The sequence below is a fragment of the Paratractidigestivibacter sp. genome, assembly GCF_052362415.1.
GTDB lineage: Bacteria > Actinomycetota > Coriobacteriia > Coriobacteriales > Atopobiaceae > Paratractidigestivibacter.
Genome location: NZ_DAWEMK010000027.1, coordinates 2,727 through 17,214, shown reverse-complemented (window position 1 = coordinate 17,214; position 14,488 = coordinate 2,727). Strand labels below are relative to the sequence as shown.

Here is a 14,488-nt window from a genome sequence, read left to right as displayed (position 1 = left end):
ATAAAAAGCTGCTAAAACTGCCCGGCCCGACTCAGTTTGCGTCTGAATCGGGCCGGGCGACTCTCTACGGCTCGTCATCGTAGGTAGCTGTGCCTACTCGAACCTTTTGAGCTCATAGTACCAAGGCAGGTCCTCAGAGCTGGACCCATGCCATTCGATAATTTCCTCGTCGACTCGGCCTCGGACGATGCCGACTCACCCGCGCACCGAACTAAATCGGGGCATGCCCCGACCGAACAAGGCATGCCCCACTTGTCTTGGTAAAGGAAGAAGTCCTTCGGAAACCCCCCGGACCTACTCCACCACGTTCCCCTCGCCGTCGTACTTATAGAAACCCTCGCCCACGGCGATGCCGGTCTTGCCGGCGTCGACGTAGCCCTTGAGCAGCGCGACGATCTTGCCCGCGACGGAGTCGGGGTCGTCGGCGCCGGGCTGCATGCCCATGATGTGTAGCGCCAGGGGCAGGCCGACCTTGTCGAGCTTGCGGAACGGCGTCTGGTCGGGCGTGGCGCCGGTGTCGAGCTCCCAGCACAGATCGACGGTCGCAGGGTCCGAGACGCCCGTGGCCACGAGCTGCAGCGCGGCGCGGAACCAGGGGATGAGCAGCGTGTTGAGGATGTAGCCCGGCTGCTCCTTGTTGAGCTTGAGCGGGATCATGCCGATGGCGTAGGAGAACTTGTCCGCCAGCTCGAACGACTCGTCGCTCGTGCGGTCGTGGCGCATGAGCTCCGTGAGGTTGTTGCGCCAAATCTGGTTGGCAAAGTGCAGCGTCATGTAGCGGTCGGGGCGCCCGGTCGCGTCGGCGAAGGTGCTGGGAAGGAACGTCGAGGAGTCGGTCAAAAGCAGCGTTTTCTGCGGCATGACATCGGCGATCGCCTCGTAGAGCGCGGTCTTCTGCGCCGGGTCCTCGTTGATGCACTCGATCACGATGTCCGCGTCGCCGAACGCCTCCTGGACGTCGGTGGTAAGAAGGACTTTCGGCAGGCGCTCCTCCGCGGCGGCCTTGAGCTCGTCGATGCCCTCGGGCGCAAGGTCGCGCTCGTCGGAAAGCCCGCGGCAGTACTGGGCGGGGTCGGCCTTCCAGGCGTCGAGCGCGGCGATGATCTGTTTTTTCACGCTCTCCAGGCGCGGCTTCGCGCGCTCGATCGAGGCCTCGCTGCGCAGCCACACGGTGGTCTCGAAACCCTTGTACGCGACCATCGAGGCGATCTGGCTGCCGATCGGGGGGTGCGGACATTTCTTTGGACCGGCTACGCCGCCAGCCCCTGGGGGCTCTTCCACGTTCCGCTGGTCGTGGGGCCGATGACGAAGAGGCCGTCCGACCAGTCCGCGCCAAGCTCCTCGCATTCCGACCTCATGGCGTCCCTGCGAAGCAACAGGACCTCCTTGAGGCTGCCGCCGAACGGTATCGCCCTCACTGACGTCGCCGTCTTGGGCGAAGCGAGCTCGTAATGGCCCCGGACCCGCGTGAGGGCGTGGCTGACGTGGATGACGCTGGACTCCAGGTCGACGTCCTGCCAGCGCAGGGCGCATATCTCGCCGACTCGCATGCCGGTCTTCAGCGCGATGGACGCGCCGGTGGCGAGCGGCGTGCTGCCGAGGCCGTCCAGGGAGTGGCGGAGGCGGGAGATCTCGGACGGCGGGAGCGCGTTGATGGGCTTGCCTCTCCGCCTTGGCGCCTCCACGAGGTCGAACGGATTGCTGCTGATGTCACCGAGCTTTCGAGCCCGGGCAAAGACCTGCTTGAGGAAGACGTGGGTGTGCGAGAGGATCGTGGGGGCCATTCCGTCGCTGGCGAGGTCCTGCTCCCAGCGCGTGATGTCCTCATGTCCCACGTCGCCCATTTGCTTCGCGCCGAGATCGGTGCCTATGAGGTGCCTCAGGTGCGAGCGGTAGCCCCGCGTCGTCACGTCCCTGACCGTCCCGGATCGCTCCTTGTTGCATATGTAGTCCCTTACGTAGTCGGAGACCGGCAACGTGGATGCGGGGACTATCTGCTCGGCGGCGTCCTGGGCGATGAGCTTGTTGCGCCAGTCGCGTAGCACGGTCTCAGCCAGGGACTTGCCGCGGTTGTCCCGGGTCGCCTTGTCTGCGCCGCGCTCAGTTCTGTCTTCATAGCAGCGGACTCCGGTGTTTTTTACAAGGCGCTTTTGGTTGCCGTCTTCCTGCCAGTTGATGACTGCGCGCCAGGTGTTTCCGTGCTTGGTCACGTAACCGCTTGAGTAGTTCCGCATCGTTTCGCCCTCGTGGTCTTGGAATGGTCCTACTTTGGTCCTATCGACCATAGGGCAGGCGGAATGCGGGCGGACGGGGGTTTCTCCCTTTTCCTCTATTTGCCTGTTGAGAAGGGGTGGCCGAGACGAGCGTTTCTTTGCATTCCCGTCTGGTTCGCCAACTTGAGGTCCCTCATAACCCGAAGGTCGTAGGTTCAAATCCTGCCCCTCGACCATAAATTGCCTGGTAGGGACCCGAGAGGGTCCCTACTTTTTTGCCGGTGTACTATCGGCGTACTATCGGTGTACTACGGATTCGGCCCCCGCGCTTCGATCACGACTTGTCGGGGATCGCGCAGGCGATGAGCCCCAGAATAATCGGCGTGGCAAAGACGCCGATGAAATAAAAAGGCCAGCGCTTCTGGACGGGGTAGCCCTTCATCTGGATGATGTCCACTAGGTAGCGGATCGAGCCGAAGTACGCTGCGAGGACGGCAGCGTAGAACGCTATGAGGATAACGGTGGGAATAACAGTGCTTTGCATGGTTGCCACCCTTCTATGGTTGGGTAAATGTGGCGGCGTTGGGTACAGGACCTTTCACCAGTTGTTTGATTTGAAGAAGCCCGCATAAATAATACCTGCGGTTTTGCGCGGCGAGTGAGAAAAACAAACGCATGGTGATAGGTCTAGCCCCCGGCGCGGATCGCTGCCGACCGCCGCCCACGACCGACCGCGCTTCTTGCCGCCGCACTTGCCCTCGCCATAAGGGATAATCGCGTCACCCACCCAGCCGAAGAGACCTCCGCATGAAGATAACCGAGCCGAACGACCGCCCTCGGGAGCTCATCGACCAGCTGGTGGGCGTATGGGAGTGCTCGGTGCGCGTCTCGCACGGTTTCCTGTCCGGCGCGGACGTCGAGAGGATCAAAGGCTACGTTCCCCAGGCGATCCTCGGCGTGGAGCACCTGGTCGTCGCCTATGACGCTGCCCGCCCGCTCGCGTTTCTCGGCGCGAACGCCCCGATGCTCGAGATGCTGTTCGTCGACGCCGGTCTGCGCGGGCATGGGATCGGCAGCGCCCTGCTGCGGCACGGCATCGACGCGCTCGGCGTCCGCGAGCTCACGGTGAACGAGCAGAACCCGACGGCGGTCGCTTTCTACGAGGCCCGCGGGTTCCGAACGGTCGAGCGCCTCGAGACCGACGACCAGGGTGAGCCGTACCCGCTGCTGCGCATGGAGCTCGTGCGGTAGTTTTCTGCGGATGTAGCCGCCTCGTCGGCGAAGGCACCCCGCTCCATCGCACGGACCGGGGCCACGCCCTATGACATCGCGTACCGGATTCGGACCAAGTCGGGCCGCTACGTCTGGGTGCGCGACGCCGCGAAGTTCCGCCGCGGCAAGAACAGCCTCGCCCACACCGCCATCGGCGTCTTCGTGGATATCGACGACACGGTCGCCGCAGAAAAGAAGCACCAGGAGGAGCTCGAGGCCGCGCTCGCCAAGGCGGCGGCGCGGGCGAGGACCGACTTCCTCCACCGCATGAGCCACGACATACGCACGCCCCTGAACGGCATTCTCGGCCTGCTCAGGATCAGCTGCGACCACCCTGACGACGCGGAGCTCGCCCGCGCGCATCTTCGAGCCGTTCACCCAGGAATCGCCGGGCGCGCGCAGCTCTTACGAGAGCACGGGCCTCGGCATGTCCATCGCAAAGAAGCTCGTCGACGCCATGGGCGGCACCATCGAGGTTTCGAGCCGGGTCGGGGAGGGCTCGACCTTCCAGATCACGATCCCGTTCGAGGTCGCGCAGGCGCCCGGCGGCGAGGGTGCGGGGGACGGGCTTCTTTGTGCGGACGGAGGCGCTGGGAGCGACGCGCGTGCCGCAAAGAAGCCCGCCCAGCCGCAGGTTGACCTCGCCGGCATGAACCTGCTCATGGCCGAGGACAATGAGCTCAACGCTGAGATCGCGTCCACGCTCCTCGGGCGAGCCGTGCCGGTCCGCTGAACCAACCCGAGCATCCACCAAAGCATCCAAGGAGAAAACGCCATGAACGACCGACCTCGTCGCGAGATCCGGCCTGCCGACGGCCGGCGGGACCTCAGCACTATCCGCGCCGCCGCCCCGAACGACCCAGCCCCGAGCTACGAGGTCGAGGTCGAGCCGCAGCCGAGTCTCTCGGACTGGGTGACCGAGCGGCCGGCGCTCAAGCTCGCCCTCGCTGCCGTGCTGGTCGTGGCCATGCTGATCTCCGAGTTCGTCCTGCGCCCGACGTACGAGCGGCCCGAGGCCTGGGAGGGCATCGTCCAGGTCCTCGACGCAAAGAAGGCGAATGTGCTCGCCCTGACCTCGGCCTCCATCGCGCTTTCGGCGGGGATCTTGGCCATCCCCGACGACACAGGTACCCCCATAGCCGAGCAGCTCGCACAGCTGGCGAACAACCTGGGCATCGTGCTCGCGGTGCTCTACCTCGAGAAATACCTGCTCACCATCCTGAGCACGCTCGCCTTCGGCGCGCTCATCCCCCTTGCCCTCGGGCTGTTCTGCGCGGCGCTGCTCATGCACAACAACCTCAGCACGAGCCGCGCCATGCGGGTCGCGGGCACCCGCGTCCTGGTCGTGGCGGCCGTCTTGCTCTTCCTCGTCCCGACGAGCGTGTGGGTCACCGAGCGCGTCGACTCCATGTACCAGTCGTCGATCGAGCAGGCGGAGACCGACGCGGCGGCGAACCAGGACCAAGGCCAGGACCAGGTGCCCGAGGGCGAGAAGAACGAGAACAAAGGCTTCCTGGATTCCCTGATCGACATGGTGACCGATGCGGGCGAGGCTCTGGCCAACGGCGCCCAATCCATCACCGACAGCGTCGTTGCGCAGGTCAACAACCTCGTCGAGGGCGCGGTGGTGATGATCGTCACCTCGTGCGTGATCCCGCTTCTGGTGCTGGTCGCCTTCCTGTGGCTGGGGCACGCGCTGCTGGGGATCGACGTCTCTGCGCCGGCGGACGCGCTCAGGCGACAGATGGAGAAGCCGATGCACCGGCCGACGCTCGGGCCGCGCGGGTCGAAGCGGTAGGGGGTGCGGGACCTGCTGGGGCGCGGCGGGCCGGGCTCGCCGAGACACTGCCCGCATGTCTGCTCTGCGGGCGCTGCGCGCTGGGCAGCGCCGGGCGTCAGGCCTTCGCCTCGGGGTCGACGCCCCACTCGGCGCAGATGCGCGACCAGTTGTCGTCGGACGCGGGCGTGGGAGCGGTCGCGGGTGTGGGCGCTGGTCTGCCCCTGAACCGCTTGCGCGCGGGCGCGGGGGCGGGGTCCTGCTCGTCAAGAAGCGCCACGAGCTCCTCGAGGCTCAGGTCATCGAAGCGCCCCGGGCCCTTCTTGCCCGGGGTCGCGCCTGAGGCTATGTCGACGCTCTTTGTGCTCATGGGACCCCCTCGCTCGGAGCATACCTGATGCATCGCGTCGCGGCCGCAGCACTTCCGCGAGCGGGCGGCGGGCAAGGGGAACGGAGGCGCTGGGCCTGCCCGTTTTCGGGGGAGAGGGCCCGGAGGTGGTTGGGCCTCGCGGAGGTGCCTGCGTAGGGATATTCCGACGGCGGCCGGCCTGTTACGAGCGGCGCGACCTGCGTTTCTCTCCTGCGCGCCAGAGGGCGAACGCGGCGATGCTCGCCGCCGTGGCGGCTAAGCCCGCCCCGAGCCCCGGCGTCTCGTAGGAGAACTCGACCGTATGCTCGCCGGCTCCGAGGTCGATGCCGCACACGCCGCCGTACAGGCAGCGGATCTCTGCTGGCGCGCCGTCCACGGTCGCGTGCCAACCGGCATCGTACGGAATCGCGGTAAAGAGGGTCTGCGCCTCCCCGGCAGAGCACGAAAGCGTGACATGGCCGTCATCGAAGTCCGTGACCTGCGCCGCCTTCGCGTCGAGCATGCCACGGAGCCGCTCGAACTCGGGCTCGTCGAGCGATGCCGCGACGATCGCGTCGTCGGTCTCCGGGCCAAAGAGCGCCTCGTGCGCGAGTTCCTCTGCGCTCCTGCCGCTCACGGTATAGCTCGGCCGCCCGCTCGGCCGCACCGTCACCTCGATGGTCTCGCCGGCGGTAAAGGAGCCGAGCAGCATCGCCCCTGCGTCGAAGTTGTTCCCGACGGACGAGGCGAAGCTCCCGTTCACATAGACGTTCATGCTCTGTCGCACCGCGCTGATGACGGGGAGGTACAGGTAAAGAGGCCCGTCGACGGCCGTCGTCACGCGCCAAGTTCTCTCGCCGGCGGCCTCGGCGCCTTCGCTCTCCTCGATCTTCGCGCTTCGGTAAACGCTTGACGCGTCCTGCCCGCACATATCGCCGAGCATGGCCTCCTGGTTGGAGAACGGGTCCTTTACCAGGGCGTATCCGTTCCATTGGTCGCGGAAACCGGTCTTTTCGAGCAGGTCTGTGCACGAGAAGGACGCCTCGGGCCACACGTTGCCGCCGGCCCCTGCGCGGATCCCGTATGCGAAGGGCATCGCCGAATCGTTCTCCCAAATGCCCACAGGACGTCCGCCGACCTCGGCGGTTGCGGCGGGCTGCCCGCCCATCGAGCCCTCGGGCGCCATCGTGAACTGGATGCCGAGTAGGGAGTCGCTGAGTCTCATGGCGCTGTTGCTGTAATATCCGAAGACCTCGTTCGTGCCGCAATATCCCAGGCGCGAGAAGAGGTCGGCCATGGGAGCCCCCATCGTCGAGGTGTACTCGGAAGGGCCGGTCAGGTCGGCGACGAAGCTCTCTGTGGTGGTCACGTGGTCTCGAAAGCTCACGCCCAAGCGCGCCATGCGCAGGCCGGCATCCCCTGCGGGAACTTCGTCGCAGGCGGTTTGCAGCGAGCCGATGTAGCTGCCCCAGTCGTCCGCGTCGCGGCCGTAGTGGCCGAAGACCGACCAGGCGTTGACGCCGAGCTCGGCCACGACGAGGACAGCTATGGCTAAAAGCGCCGTGTGGGCCCCGCGCCCGGCGTCCTTCTTTGCCGCTGGGGCGACTGCCCGGGGCGCGAGCACGGCGTAGGCCGCGAGCAGTGCGAAGGTGGCGGCGACGGCCCACGGCTCAACAAAAAGTTCGTGCTTGTAGGCGGCGTATGCAGCGATGCCCGCCCCCGCGACCGCCGCGCCGGCCAACGCCCCTCTGCGGGCGAGTCGCCTCCGCGCGGCGTCGTCGCGCCCGCGGAGCGCGGCCCACCCCCGTGCCGCCAGGATCACGAGCACAAAGGAGAACACATATGAATAGCGGAAGAAGTAGGAGGTCGCCGGCTTGAAGCTCGACCACATGACGTCGAGGGGCAAGAAGCACATCGAGACCGCCATGAACGCCAGCAGCGCCCCGCCGCAGACGCGATCCCTTCGCGGCGACCGGGAGTCGAGCAGATAGGCGCCTGCGAGGACGGTCGCGAGCTCTCCCGAGTAGAGCGCGGGCGTGACGTCCCAGTCGCTCGACGGCGTCGCCGAGACGCACAGCCCCCCGGCGACCTTCATCGGGTTGCACGCCATGCTCAGGCGCAGGAAGCCGTCGGACATGGACGCTCCGCCCTCTTTGGTGCCCAGGAGCCCCAGCACTGCCGGCAGGAACAGCGCTGCGCTCGCCCCGACGCCGAGCAGCATCGTCGCGCCGAAGCGCAGCCCGCATGAGACGCGCCTTTGCCCGCGGGGCAGCGCGAGCCACAGGGCAAAGAAGTACGCGACCGCGAATACGCAATCCATGTAGCCGCTGTACCAGTTGAACACCACGGCTCCGGCGACGGAGAGTAACAGCGTGAGGCACGAGCCCTTGTTCACGAGGCGCCAGACGCCGAGCGCCACGAGCGGGAGCATGATCAGGCCGTCGAGCCACATGATGTTGCTGCATTGGGCGACGGCCCAGCCGCAGCACGCGTAGCATGCTCCCAGCAGCACATGGACCGTCCCCGGCCGATGCCGCGCGCGGAGGAACGAATAGCAGGTCAGCGATGCGCACGAGAGCTTGAGCAGGGTGAGCCAGCTCAGGAGTCGAGGGGCGTCCCCGGCATCGAAGAGGCCGGCGAGCAGATTGAAGGGGCTCGAGAGGTAGTAGGCGAACGTCGCCGCCATCCCCTCTCCCATGCCCGCGCCCCACGAGTGCGCGAGCGAGCCTTGGCCGCGCAGCACGTTGGACAGCCAGCCAAAGAGGCCGACGTACTGGATGTCCATATCCCAGATGGCGACCGAGAGGTTGCCGAACGGGTAGATGCCGCGGCCCGCGAACGCGGCGTATAGGGCCAAAAGCGCGACGAGCGGCGCCGCGAGGTACTCGTAGCCGCGTCGTCGAATCAGCCAATCCCTCATGCGACCGCCCCGTGCTCATCGCGGAGGGCGCCGAAGGCGGCGGCGAGCTCTGCGGAGCGGAGCGCCTCGTGCTCGATGTCGCGCCCCTCTCCGCACGAGAACTCGACGAAGCCGGGAAGGCTGGGATTGAGGCAGTGCTCCGGCGCGTCCACGCGACCGGGGTGGAACAAAAGCTCGAGGCCCATACCGCGCCGCTGCGCTTCCTCCGCGAGGCCGGGGAGCACGGCGGACACGCGGGCCTTGTCCATTTGGCCGGAGAACAGAACTCCGGAGAACACCGCGGAGCGATCTTCGTAGGGCCCGAGCCCCGATGCCTCGAGCATACGGCGGTCGCGCGACCATAGCGCGCCCAGAAGGGCGTGCTTGACCCAGTTGACGGGCTTCACGCTCGCCGCGACTCCCGCGGCGCGCGCCGGCCCTGCCGGCTCCACGGGGATCCGCAGGTACTCGAGGCTGTAGGCGGGGTCTGCCGCCGTCGCGAGCATGGCGCGGAAGACGGCGGGGATCAGCTGCGTGTGCTGGTGTCCGTCGAGGCACAGGTGCCGCGCCGCTCGGGGGAAGCGCGCGACGATTCGGGCCGCCTGGGCCTTCGCCTCGAGCGTGAGCTCGCGCTCGAGCTCCGCCGACCGCGGCCCGACCGAGGCGGCGAGCAGGCCTCCGTAGCCGAGCTTAAAGAAGCCCTTCTCGTCCACGAGCAGGGGCAGGTCTTCCGGGTTCGCGGCGCAAGGCCCTTCCACGAAGTTGAGGTGCACCGAGATCCTCAGCTCGTCGGAGCAGGCGTCGAGCAGCGGCGCGCACTCCTCGAATCGGGGAGAGGTCGCCAAGACCGACACCGAGGAGAGGAGCCCCTTGCCCCCTGGCGCCATTGACGAGCACTCAAGAATCCTGCGCGATTGTTCAGGGGTGATGCCGAAATCATCGGCGGTAAAGATGACGGACATGCGGTGGGGCTCTCCTCGGTGGCTCTTCGATGTGTGCCTTGAATGGCGCGAAGTCTTAACCAGCTAGTATATAGAAGGAGAGGGGGTATACCCTCACCGGGCCCCGCACCGGGTCCCTTTGACACAGCACGCCCAACTTGGAGGCCACATGGATTTGTCGGTGATCGTCCCCTGCTACAACGAGCAGGAGTGCCTCCCGTTGCTGTTCGACCGCGCGACCTCGGTTTTCGGCGGTGCCGGGCTTGACTACGAGCTCGTCCTCGTCGACGACGGCAGCAAAGACGGTACCTGGGGGCTTATCTCCGAGTTCGCGGCGTCCGGGAGCGCCCCGCACGTTCGCGCTGTGAGCTTCTCGCGCAACTTCGGGAAGGAGTCCGCGCTCCTCGCGGGTCTTGAGCACGCCGGCGGCGACGTCGTCGGCATCATGGACGCCGACCTGCAGCAGGACCCCGAGACGCTTTTGGCCATGTACCGCGAGCTGCTCGCGCGTCCCGACGCCGATTGCGTGGCGGCTTACCAGAGCGAGCGCCACGAGGGCAGGCTGCAGGCGGCGCTTAAGCGTCGGTTCTACCGCGTGTTCCGAGCGACGACCGAGGGATGCGCCGACATGATCCCCGAGGCGTCCGATTTCCGCGTGTTCACCAAAGACGTCGCGAGCGCGCTCGTCTCGATGCCCGAGTACCACCGCTTCAGCAAGGGACTCTTTGCCTGGGTGGGCTTCAACACCGTGCCCTTCGCCTACGAGCCCGCCCCGCGGGCCGCCGGAACCAGCAAGTGGTCGCTTCGCAAGCTCATGGGCTATGCCATCGACGGGATCTTCGCCTTCTCGACGGTGCCGCTCAAGCTGGCGACAGTGGTGGGCACTCTCTCGTCGCTCGCCGCTGTTGTGTACATCTTCTTTGTGCTGTGGGACACCTATGGGCTGCACAACACGCCGAACGGGTATCCCACCATCGTCTGTCTGATCCTTTTGCTGGGCGGGCTCATGCTCCTCACGCTGGGCATCATCGGCGAGTATCTCGCGCGGATCTACCTTGAGGGCAAGGGACGGCCCATCTACATTGCCCGCCGCACGCTTTCCGCCGACGGCGGGGCGGTGGAGCGTGGGGGCTTCGAGCGCAGTAAATAGCCTCGGCTTCCCTCGATGCCGCGGGAAATGCCGCTTCGTACCGAATATGTCAGACTGCCGCGCCGCCAATAGCCGCCGTTCACCAGAGTTTTCGCTTCGCGTTGCTCGCAGAGTGCGTATGTTGAACAACAGCGGCTTTATTCTGCCGTGACAAAGCGGCGGATAACCAAAGGTGCGTGAGCTCACATGGCGCGGGGTCAATCGAGGGGTGTGCGCGTCCAGAGCCTGAGCCTGCTGAATATCCTCGCCACGCTCGTCCTCGCTGCCCTGTGCATGGCGAGCTTCGTCGCCGTCCGCGACCAGTTCCAGGAGGTCGTCCGGACCTCAAAGAAGTACGTGACGGCCGAGAACTCCGTCGCGCAGCTCAAGAGCAGCTTCGACTACCTCGCCGAGGAAGCCAAGCTCGCGGTGATGACCCGGGACCGCACATACGCGAACCTCTACTTCGACGAGCTCGACCTGGTAAACCAGCGCGGCAATGTCCTCGACGACCTCGGCGCGGGCACTGTGGGCAACGTCGCCGTCGACACCATGCAGCTCGCGATGGACCGCACGATGAGCCTTTCGACGACCGACGTCTACGCGATGCGGCTCGCCATGGAGTCGAGCGGGCAGGAGGCGCAAGCGTGGCCGACCAGGGTCAGGGAAACCCAGCTCAGCGCGGAGGACGAGTCTCTTTCCAGTGACGAGAAGGCCGATAAGGCCATCGATCTGCTCTCGAACGAGCCGTACCTCGACATGCGCGCGCAGATCAACCAGAACATGCTCGTGTGCAGCCAGGCGCTGGTGTCAAAGATGAACAACCGGCAGATCAGCTCGGCGAACGCGTTCCAGGTCTCGTTCATGCACCTCGGCGTGAGCGTCGCGGCGTTCGTGCTCCTGACGGTGCTCATGTGCTTCGCGCTCTTTAGGCTCATGGTTCGCCCGCTGCTCCGGTTCAACGAGAAGATCGAGGAGGGCTCGCTGCTGCCCGAGGAGGGCGCGGCCGAGCTCAAGGTCCTGACGCGCACGTACAACCGCGTGTTCACGCAAAACAAGGAGATCCAGCGCGTGATCAAGTACCAGGCCGAGCACGATGGCCTGACGGGGCTGCTGAACCGCGGGGCGTTCGACAAGCTTCTCGCCGCCTTCGAGGCGGGGGACCGGCCGTTCGCGCTGACCCTGTGCGACGTCGACACGTTCAAGCAGGTCAACGACGGGCACGGGCACGCCGCGGGCGACAAGATCCTCAAGCTCGTGGCGACGTTGCTGCTCAACGCGTTCCGCAACGTCGACTACGTGTGCCGCATCGGTGGCGACGAGTTCGCCGTGATCATGGTCGAGATGACGACGGACCTCGCCTATACCATCGAGAGCAAGGTCGTCGCCATAAACGAACAGCTCGCGGACCCGGACCCGGACTCAGGGCTGTCGCCGGTCTCGCTGAGCGTGGGCGTCGCCTTCACGGACCGGGAGAATCCCGGCGAGAGCCTGTGCAAGGACGCGGACGCCGCGCTGTACTTCACCAAAGAGCACGGGCGCGCAGGGTGCACGACGTATGGCGATGACGAGGTCGTGCGGCTGTAGGGCGCCGGCGCACGGGGCGGCGGCATGGGTGCGCCGGCGGGCTTGTTCCGATGGGCCGGCGGGCTACTTGTATGCCCGCTCGAGCTCCTGCGGTTTTCCGTCGCCGTAGTCGACGGCGACGGACTCGATCCGATCTAGCGAGAAACCCTCGGGCGGCTCGAGGCGGTACTCGGTGAGCACGAGGTCGAGCGTGGAGGGGCCGTCGTCGGTCTTGAGGCGCACGGTCAGCGCGGAGCCGTCGCTGGTCGCCGACTCGATCTCCTGTCCGGGGATGGACCCGCCGCCGAGCTGCAGCTGGATGAAGCCGTCGCGTGGCGCCCATCCATCGCCGGTCATCGCCACGACGGCTCCTCCGGAGACCTCCATGGTGAGGCAATCGAGGCCATCGTCCTCCGTGACGACCCAGGTCGCGGCGGCGTCGTTGCTGTCTGCCGACGTACGCGCTCCGCACCCCGCGAGCCCGAGCCCCGCGAACGTTGCCGCGCCCACGAAGCTCCTTCTCGTCATCCTCATTCCCGCTCCTCTCCACCCTCGCTGGGTGACAGTCATTGCGTGCAGCTTTTTGTGACACACATCATCCACTGTCACTCAGCGAGGGGCGGCGCCCGGTGAGGGTTATTCCATGACGACCCAGGCCCAGGTGCCGTCGCCGTCGTCGATGTCCATCGGCGCGAGGGCGACGAAGCCCTCCCGGCGCGTGTCGGGGACGACGATGTGGCAGACCTCGGCCTCGACGGGGCTGCGGCCGAGGGTCTTCTCGGGCAGGTCGATCCACACATTTCCGACGAGCTCGGAGTGGACGCTCTCGCCGGGGCGGCCGTCGACGGTGAAGGAGCCGAGCACGCAGCGCTGTGGCTCGCCCCAATCGAAGTCGTCCAAGGCCTCGGCCAGGGCGTCATACGCGCCGACGAGCTTCTTTACCTGCTGGTTTGCCATGATGATTCCCCCTTCGTGCGCGGCTGGGCCGCGTAGTCCTCCTGCGTTCCGTTAGGTCGATTGTGGGCGGGCGCCGCCCCGGGTCGGGGAGAAATAACGCGTGCGTCCTGTTTTTCTCGGTGGTCGGTATTTGCATGTAAATTGACATGGAGAGTGTGTGTTGAGTGCGAGTAAGGTAGCGATGAGCGGCATAAACACGTAGTAAACGTTCGGAACGAATAGTTAAAACGTTTAACCTAATTCTGCCCACCCTGGGCCTTCTTTCCCTCGGATTCCCCAAGGAAAACCGGCTTCCTCGGGGCTTTTTGTGGGATATCGGCAGCGCAGGGCCGATAGCGTACAATTATTCGGTTGAACTTTTATCGAAAGGACCCTCTTTATGGCTCGAAAGCTCACCGAAGAGGAGCGCAACAACATCAACCTTCTTACCGCGGCGTTCGTCGCCGCGCTTCCGGCGCACCTGCGGAGCCACGCGGGCAGTATCGCGAGCTCGCTTGTGCGGATCCCCCGCGAGGTCATAACGATGCGCGACATCAACCGCATCGTCGGACGCTTGGGCGAGAACAACAAGCAGAAAGACGAGCTCAGGGCCGCGATTCGCGAGGTCGCGCTCGTCGACGTCGAGGCCGCCGAGGGCGAGCCGGAGGCGTTCGAGCTGCGCCGGCTCGGTGCGGAGGAGGCCGCAACGGATGTGGCCGAGGCGACCGAGGGGAGTGCGGAAGACGCGGCCGTCGGCGAAGATGCTGCCGATGCGGCCGCCCGCGATGTGGCGGCTCCCGACGCAGCGGCCCCCGAAGAGCCTGGCCACGATGGAAAGAAGCTCGCTGACGCAGATGGCGCGGAGCCGGGGGCGGAGTCGTCGGGCGAAGCCGCGACGCCCGCCGCTTCCGGCGAGGGCGCGGAGCCCGAGGAAGAGGCGCAGACCGCTTCCGAGGAGACCAAGCCCGCCCGTCGCCGTCGCCGTCGCCATGTCGGCGATAAGGGCGGCCGCGCCGCCGAGCAGCAGGCCAAGGCAGAGGAAGCCGTTCCCTCGGCCGACGCCGATGTCGACGCCGACGCCGCGGCCGACCCCGCGCCCTCTGTCGCGACCGAAGCCGCAACTCAGCCCATCTCATCGGGAGAACAGCAAGCGGAGGCCAAGCCGGCGGCGCCCCAGTCGCCCGCGGTTTCCGTACCCGAGTCCGCGTCGGCGGCTTCCCCCGCAAGCGCGGATGCCCCTGCCGACACTGAGGCACCTGTCTCTGCCGATGCCCTCGCCCCCGCCCCCGAGCAGCAGAAACCCGAGCAGCAGAAGCCCGAGGACCGCGCGCCGCGAGGCTCTCGCAACGGCCGCGGGCGCGGTCGGCGCGGGAACCAGAACGGCAACGGCGGCAACCCCAAGCAGC

The 14,488-nt window shown here is 66.4% G+C and carries 13 protein-coding genes and 2 pseudogenes; 7 read left to right on the top strand and 8 right to left on the bottom strand.

What is annotated here, in order from left to right; translation table 11 throughout:
- Positions 1-294: 294 nt before the first annotated feature.
- The 3 genes from ACT84W_RS04315 to ACT84W_RS04305 form a co-directional block, all read right to left on the bottom strand.
- A complete protein-coding gene (locus ACT84W_RS04315; protein ID WP_444328325.1) occupies positions 295-1,281 on the bottom strand; it encodes a 3-hydroxyacyl-CoA dehydrogenase NAD-binding domain-containing protein in 987 nt (328 codons plus the stop codon).
- On the bottom strand, positions 1,251-2,234 hold the full coding sequence (locus tag ACT84W_RS04310; protein ID WP_444328324.1) for a tyrosine-type recombinase/integrase: 984 nt from the start codon (positions 2,232-2,234) through the stop codon (positions 1,251-1,253). Before ACT84W_RS04310 ends, ACT84W_RS04315 begins: the two co-directional genes overlap by 31 nt.
- Positions 2,235-2,547: 313 nt before the next feature.
- Positions 2,548-2,757 carry a hypothetical protein gene (locus ACT84W_RS04305; protein WP_417576017.1) on the bottom strand — a complete coding sequence of 70 codons (210 nt, stop codon included), beginning with the start codon at positions 2,755-2,757 and terminating at the stop codon, positions 2,548-2,550.
- A gap of 263 nt (positions 2,758-3,020) precedes the next feature.
- Here ACT84W_RS04305 and ACT84W_RS04300 point away from each other — a divergent pair, with 263 nt between their 5' ends.
- The 4 genes and pseudogenes from ACT84W_RS04300 to ACT84W_RS04285 all read left to right on the top strand — a co-directional run bounded on the left by ACT84W_RS04300 (position 3,021) and on the right by ACT84W_RS04285 (position 5,283).
- Entirely contained in the window at positions 3,021-3,464 is a 444-nt protein-coding gene (locus ACT84W_RS04300) for a GNAT family N-acetyltransferase (protein WP_444328323.1), read from the top strand.
- 45 nt (positions 3,465-3,509) lie between these two features.
- Positions 3,510-3,788, top strand: a pseudogene (locus ACT84W_RS04295) (PAS domain-containing protein); the annotation flags it as partial.
- 31 nt (positions 3,789-3,819) lie between these two features.
- Positions 3,820-4,218: an ATP-binding protein gene (locus ACT84W_RS04290; protein WP_444328328.1), complete on the top strand. Its 399-nt coding sequence runs from the start codon at positions 3,820-3,822 to the stop codon at positions 4,216-4,218.
- Positions 4,219-4,260: 42 nt separating this feature from the next.
- Complete coding sequence (locus ACT84W_RS04285; RefSeq protein WP_444328322.1) at positions 4,261-5,283, top strand: hypothetical protein; 1,023 nt, start codon at positions 4,261-4,263, stop codon at positions 5,281-5,283.
- A gap of 97 nt (positions 5,284-5,380) precedes the next feature.
- Here the strand turns inward: ACT84W_RS04285 and ACT84W_RS04280 are convergent, their stop codons facing one another.
- The 3 genes from ACT84W_RS04280 to ACT84W_RS04270 all read right to left on the bottom strand — a co-directional run bounded on the left by ACT84W_RS04280 (position 5,381) and on the right by ACT84W_RS04270 (position 9,472).
- Positions 5,381-5,632, bottom strand: coding sequence for a hypothetical protein (locus tag ACT84W_RS04280; protein WP_444328321.1), 252 nt, complete (start codon positions 5,630-5,632; stop codon positions 5,381-5,383).
- A gap of 181 nt (positions 5,633-5,813) precedes the next feature.
- A complete protein-coding gene (locus tag ACT84W_RS04275; protein WP_444328320.1) occupies positions 5,814-8,531 on the bottom strand; it encodes a YfhO family protein in 2,718 nt (905 codons plus the stop codon).
- Positions 8,528-9,472: a carbohydrate deacetylase gene (locus ACT84W_RS04270; RefSeq protein ID WP_444328319.1), complete on the bottom strand. Its 945-nt coding sequence runs from the start codon at positions 9,470-9,472 to the stop codon at positions 8,528-8,530. The genes ACT84W_RS04275 and ACT84W_RS04270 overlap by 4 nt, the downstream gene beginning before the upstream one ends.
- Before the next feature lie 148 nt (positions 9,473-9,620).
- Here ACT84W_RS04270 and ACT84W_RS04265 point away from each other — a divergent pair, with 148 nt between their 5' ends.
- Together ACT84W_RS04265 and ACT84W_RS04260 are read left to right on the top strand one after the other, a co-directional pair.
- Complete coding sequence (locus tag ACT84W_RS04265) at positions 9,621-10,601, top strand: glycosyltransferase family 2 protein (RefSeq protein ID WP_432290118.1); 981 nt, start codon at positions 9,621-9,623, stop codon at positions 10,599-10,601.
- A 186-nt stretch (positions 10,602-10,787) separates the two neighbouring features.
- On the top strand, positions 10,788-12,167 hold the full coding sequence (locus ACT84W_RS04260; RefSeq protein ID WP_444328318.1) for a GGDEF domain-containing protein: 1,380 nt from the start codon (positions 10,788-10,790) through the stop codon (positions 12,165-12,167).
- Positions 12,168-12,230: 63 nt separating this feature from the next.
- Here ACT84W_RS04260 and ACT84W_RS04255 read toward each other — a convergent pair whose 3' ends face one another.
- Together ACT84W_RS04255 and ACT84W_RS04250 are read right to left on the bottom strand one after the other, a co-directional pair.
- Positions 12,231-12,680: a hypothetical protein gene (locus ACT84W_RS04255; RefSeq protein WP_417576026.1), complete on the bottom strand. Its 450-nt coding sequence runs from the start codon at positions 12,678-12,680 to the stop codon at positions 12,231-12,233.
- A gap of 102 nt (positions 12,681-12,782) precedes the next feature.
- A complete protein-coding gene (locus ACT84W_RS04250) occupies positions 12,783-13,103 on the bottom strand; it encodes a hypothetical protein (RefSeq protein WP_417576027.1) in 321 nt (106 codons plus the stop codon).
- Between the two features lie 379 nt (positions 13,104-13,482).
- Between ACT84W_RS04250 and ACT84W_RS04245 the strand changes: the two are divergent.
- A pseudogene (locus tag ACT84W_RS04245) lies at positions 13,483-14,488 on the top strand (hypothetical protein); the annotation flags it as partial.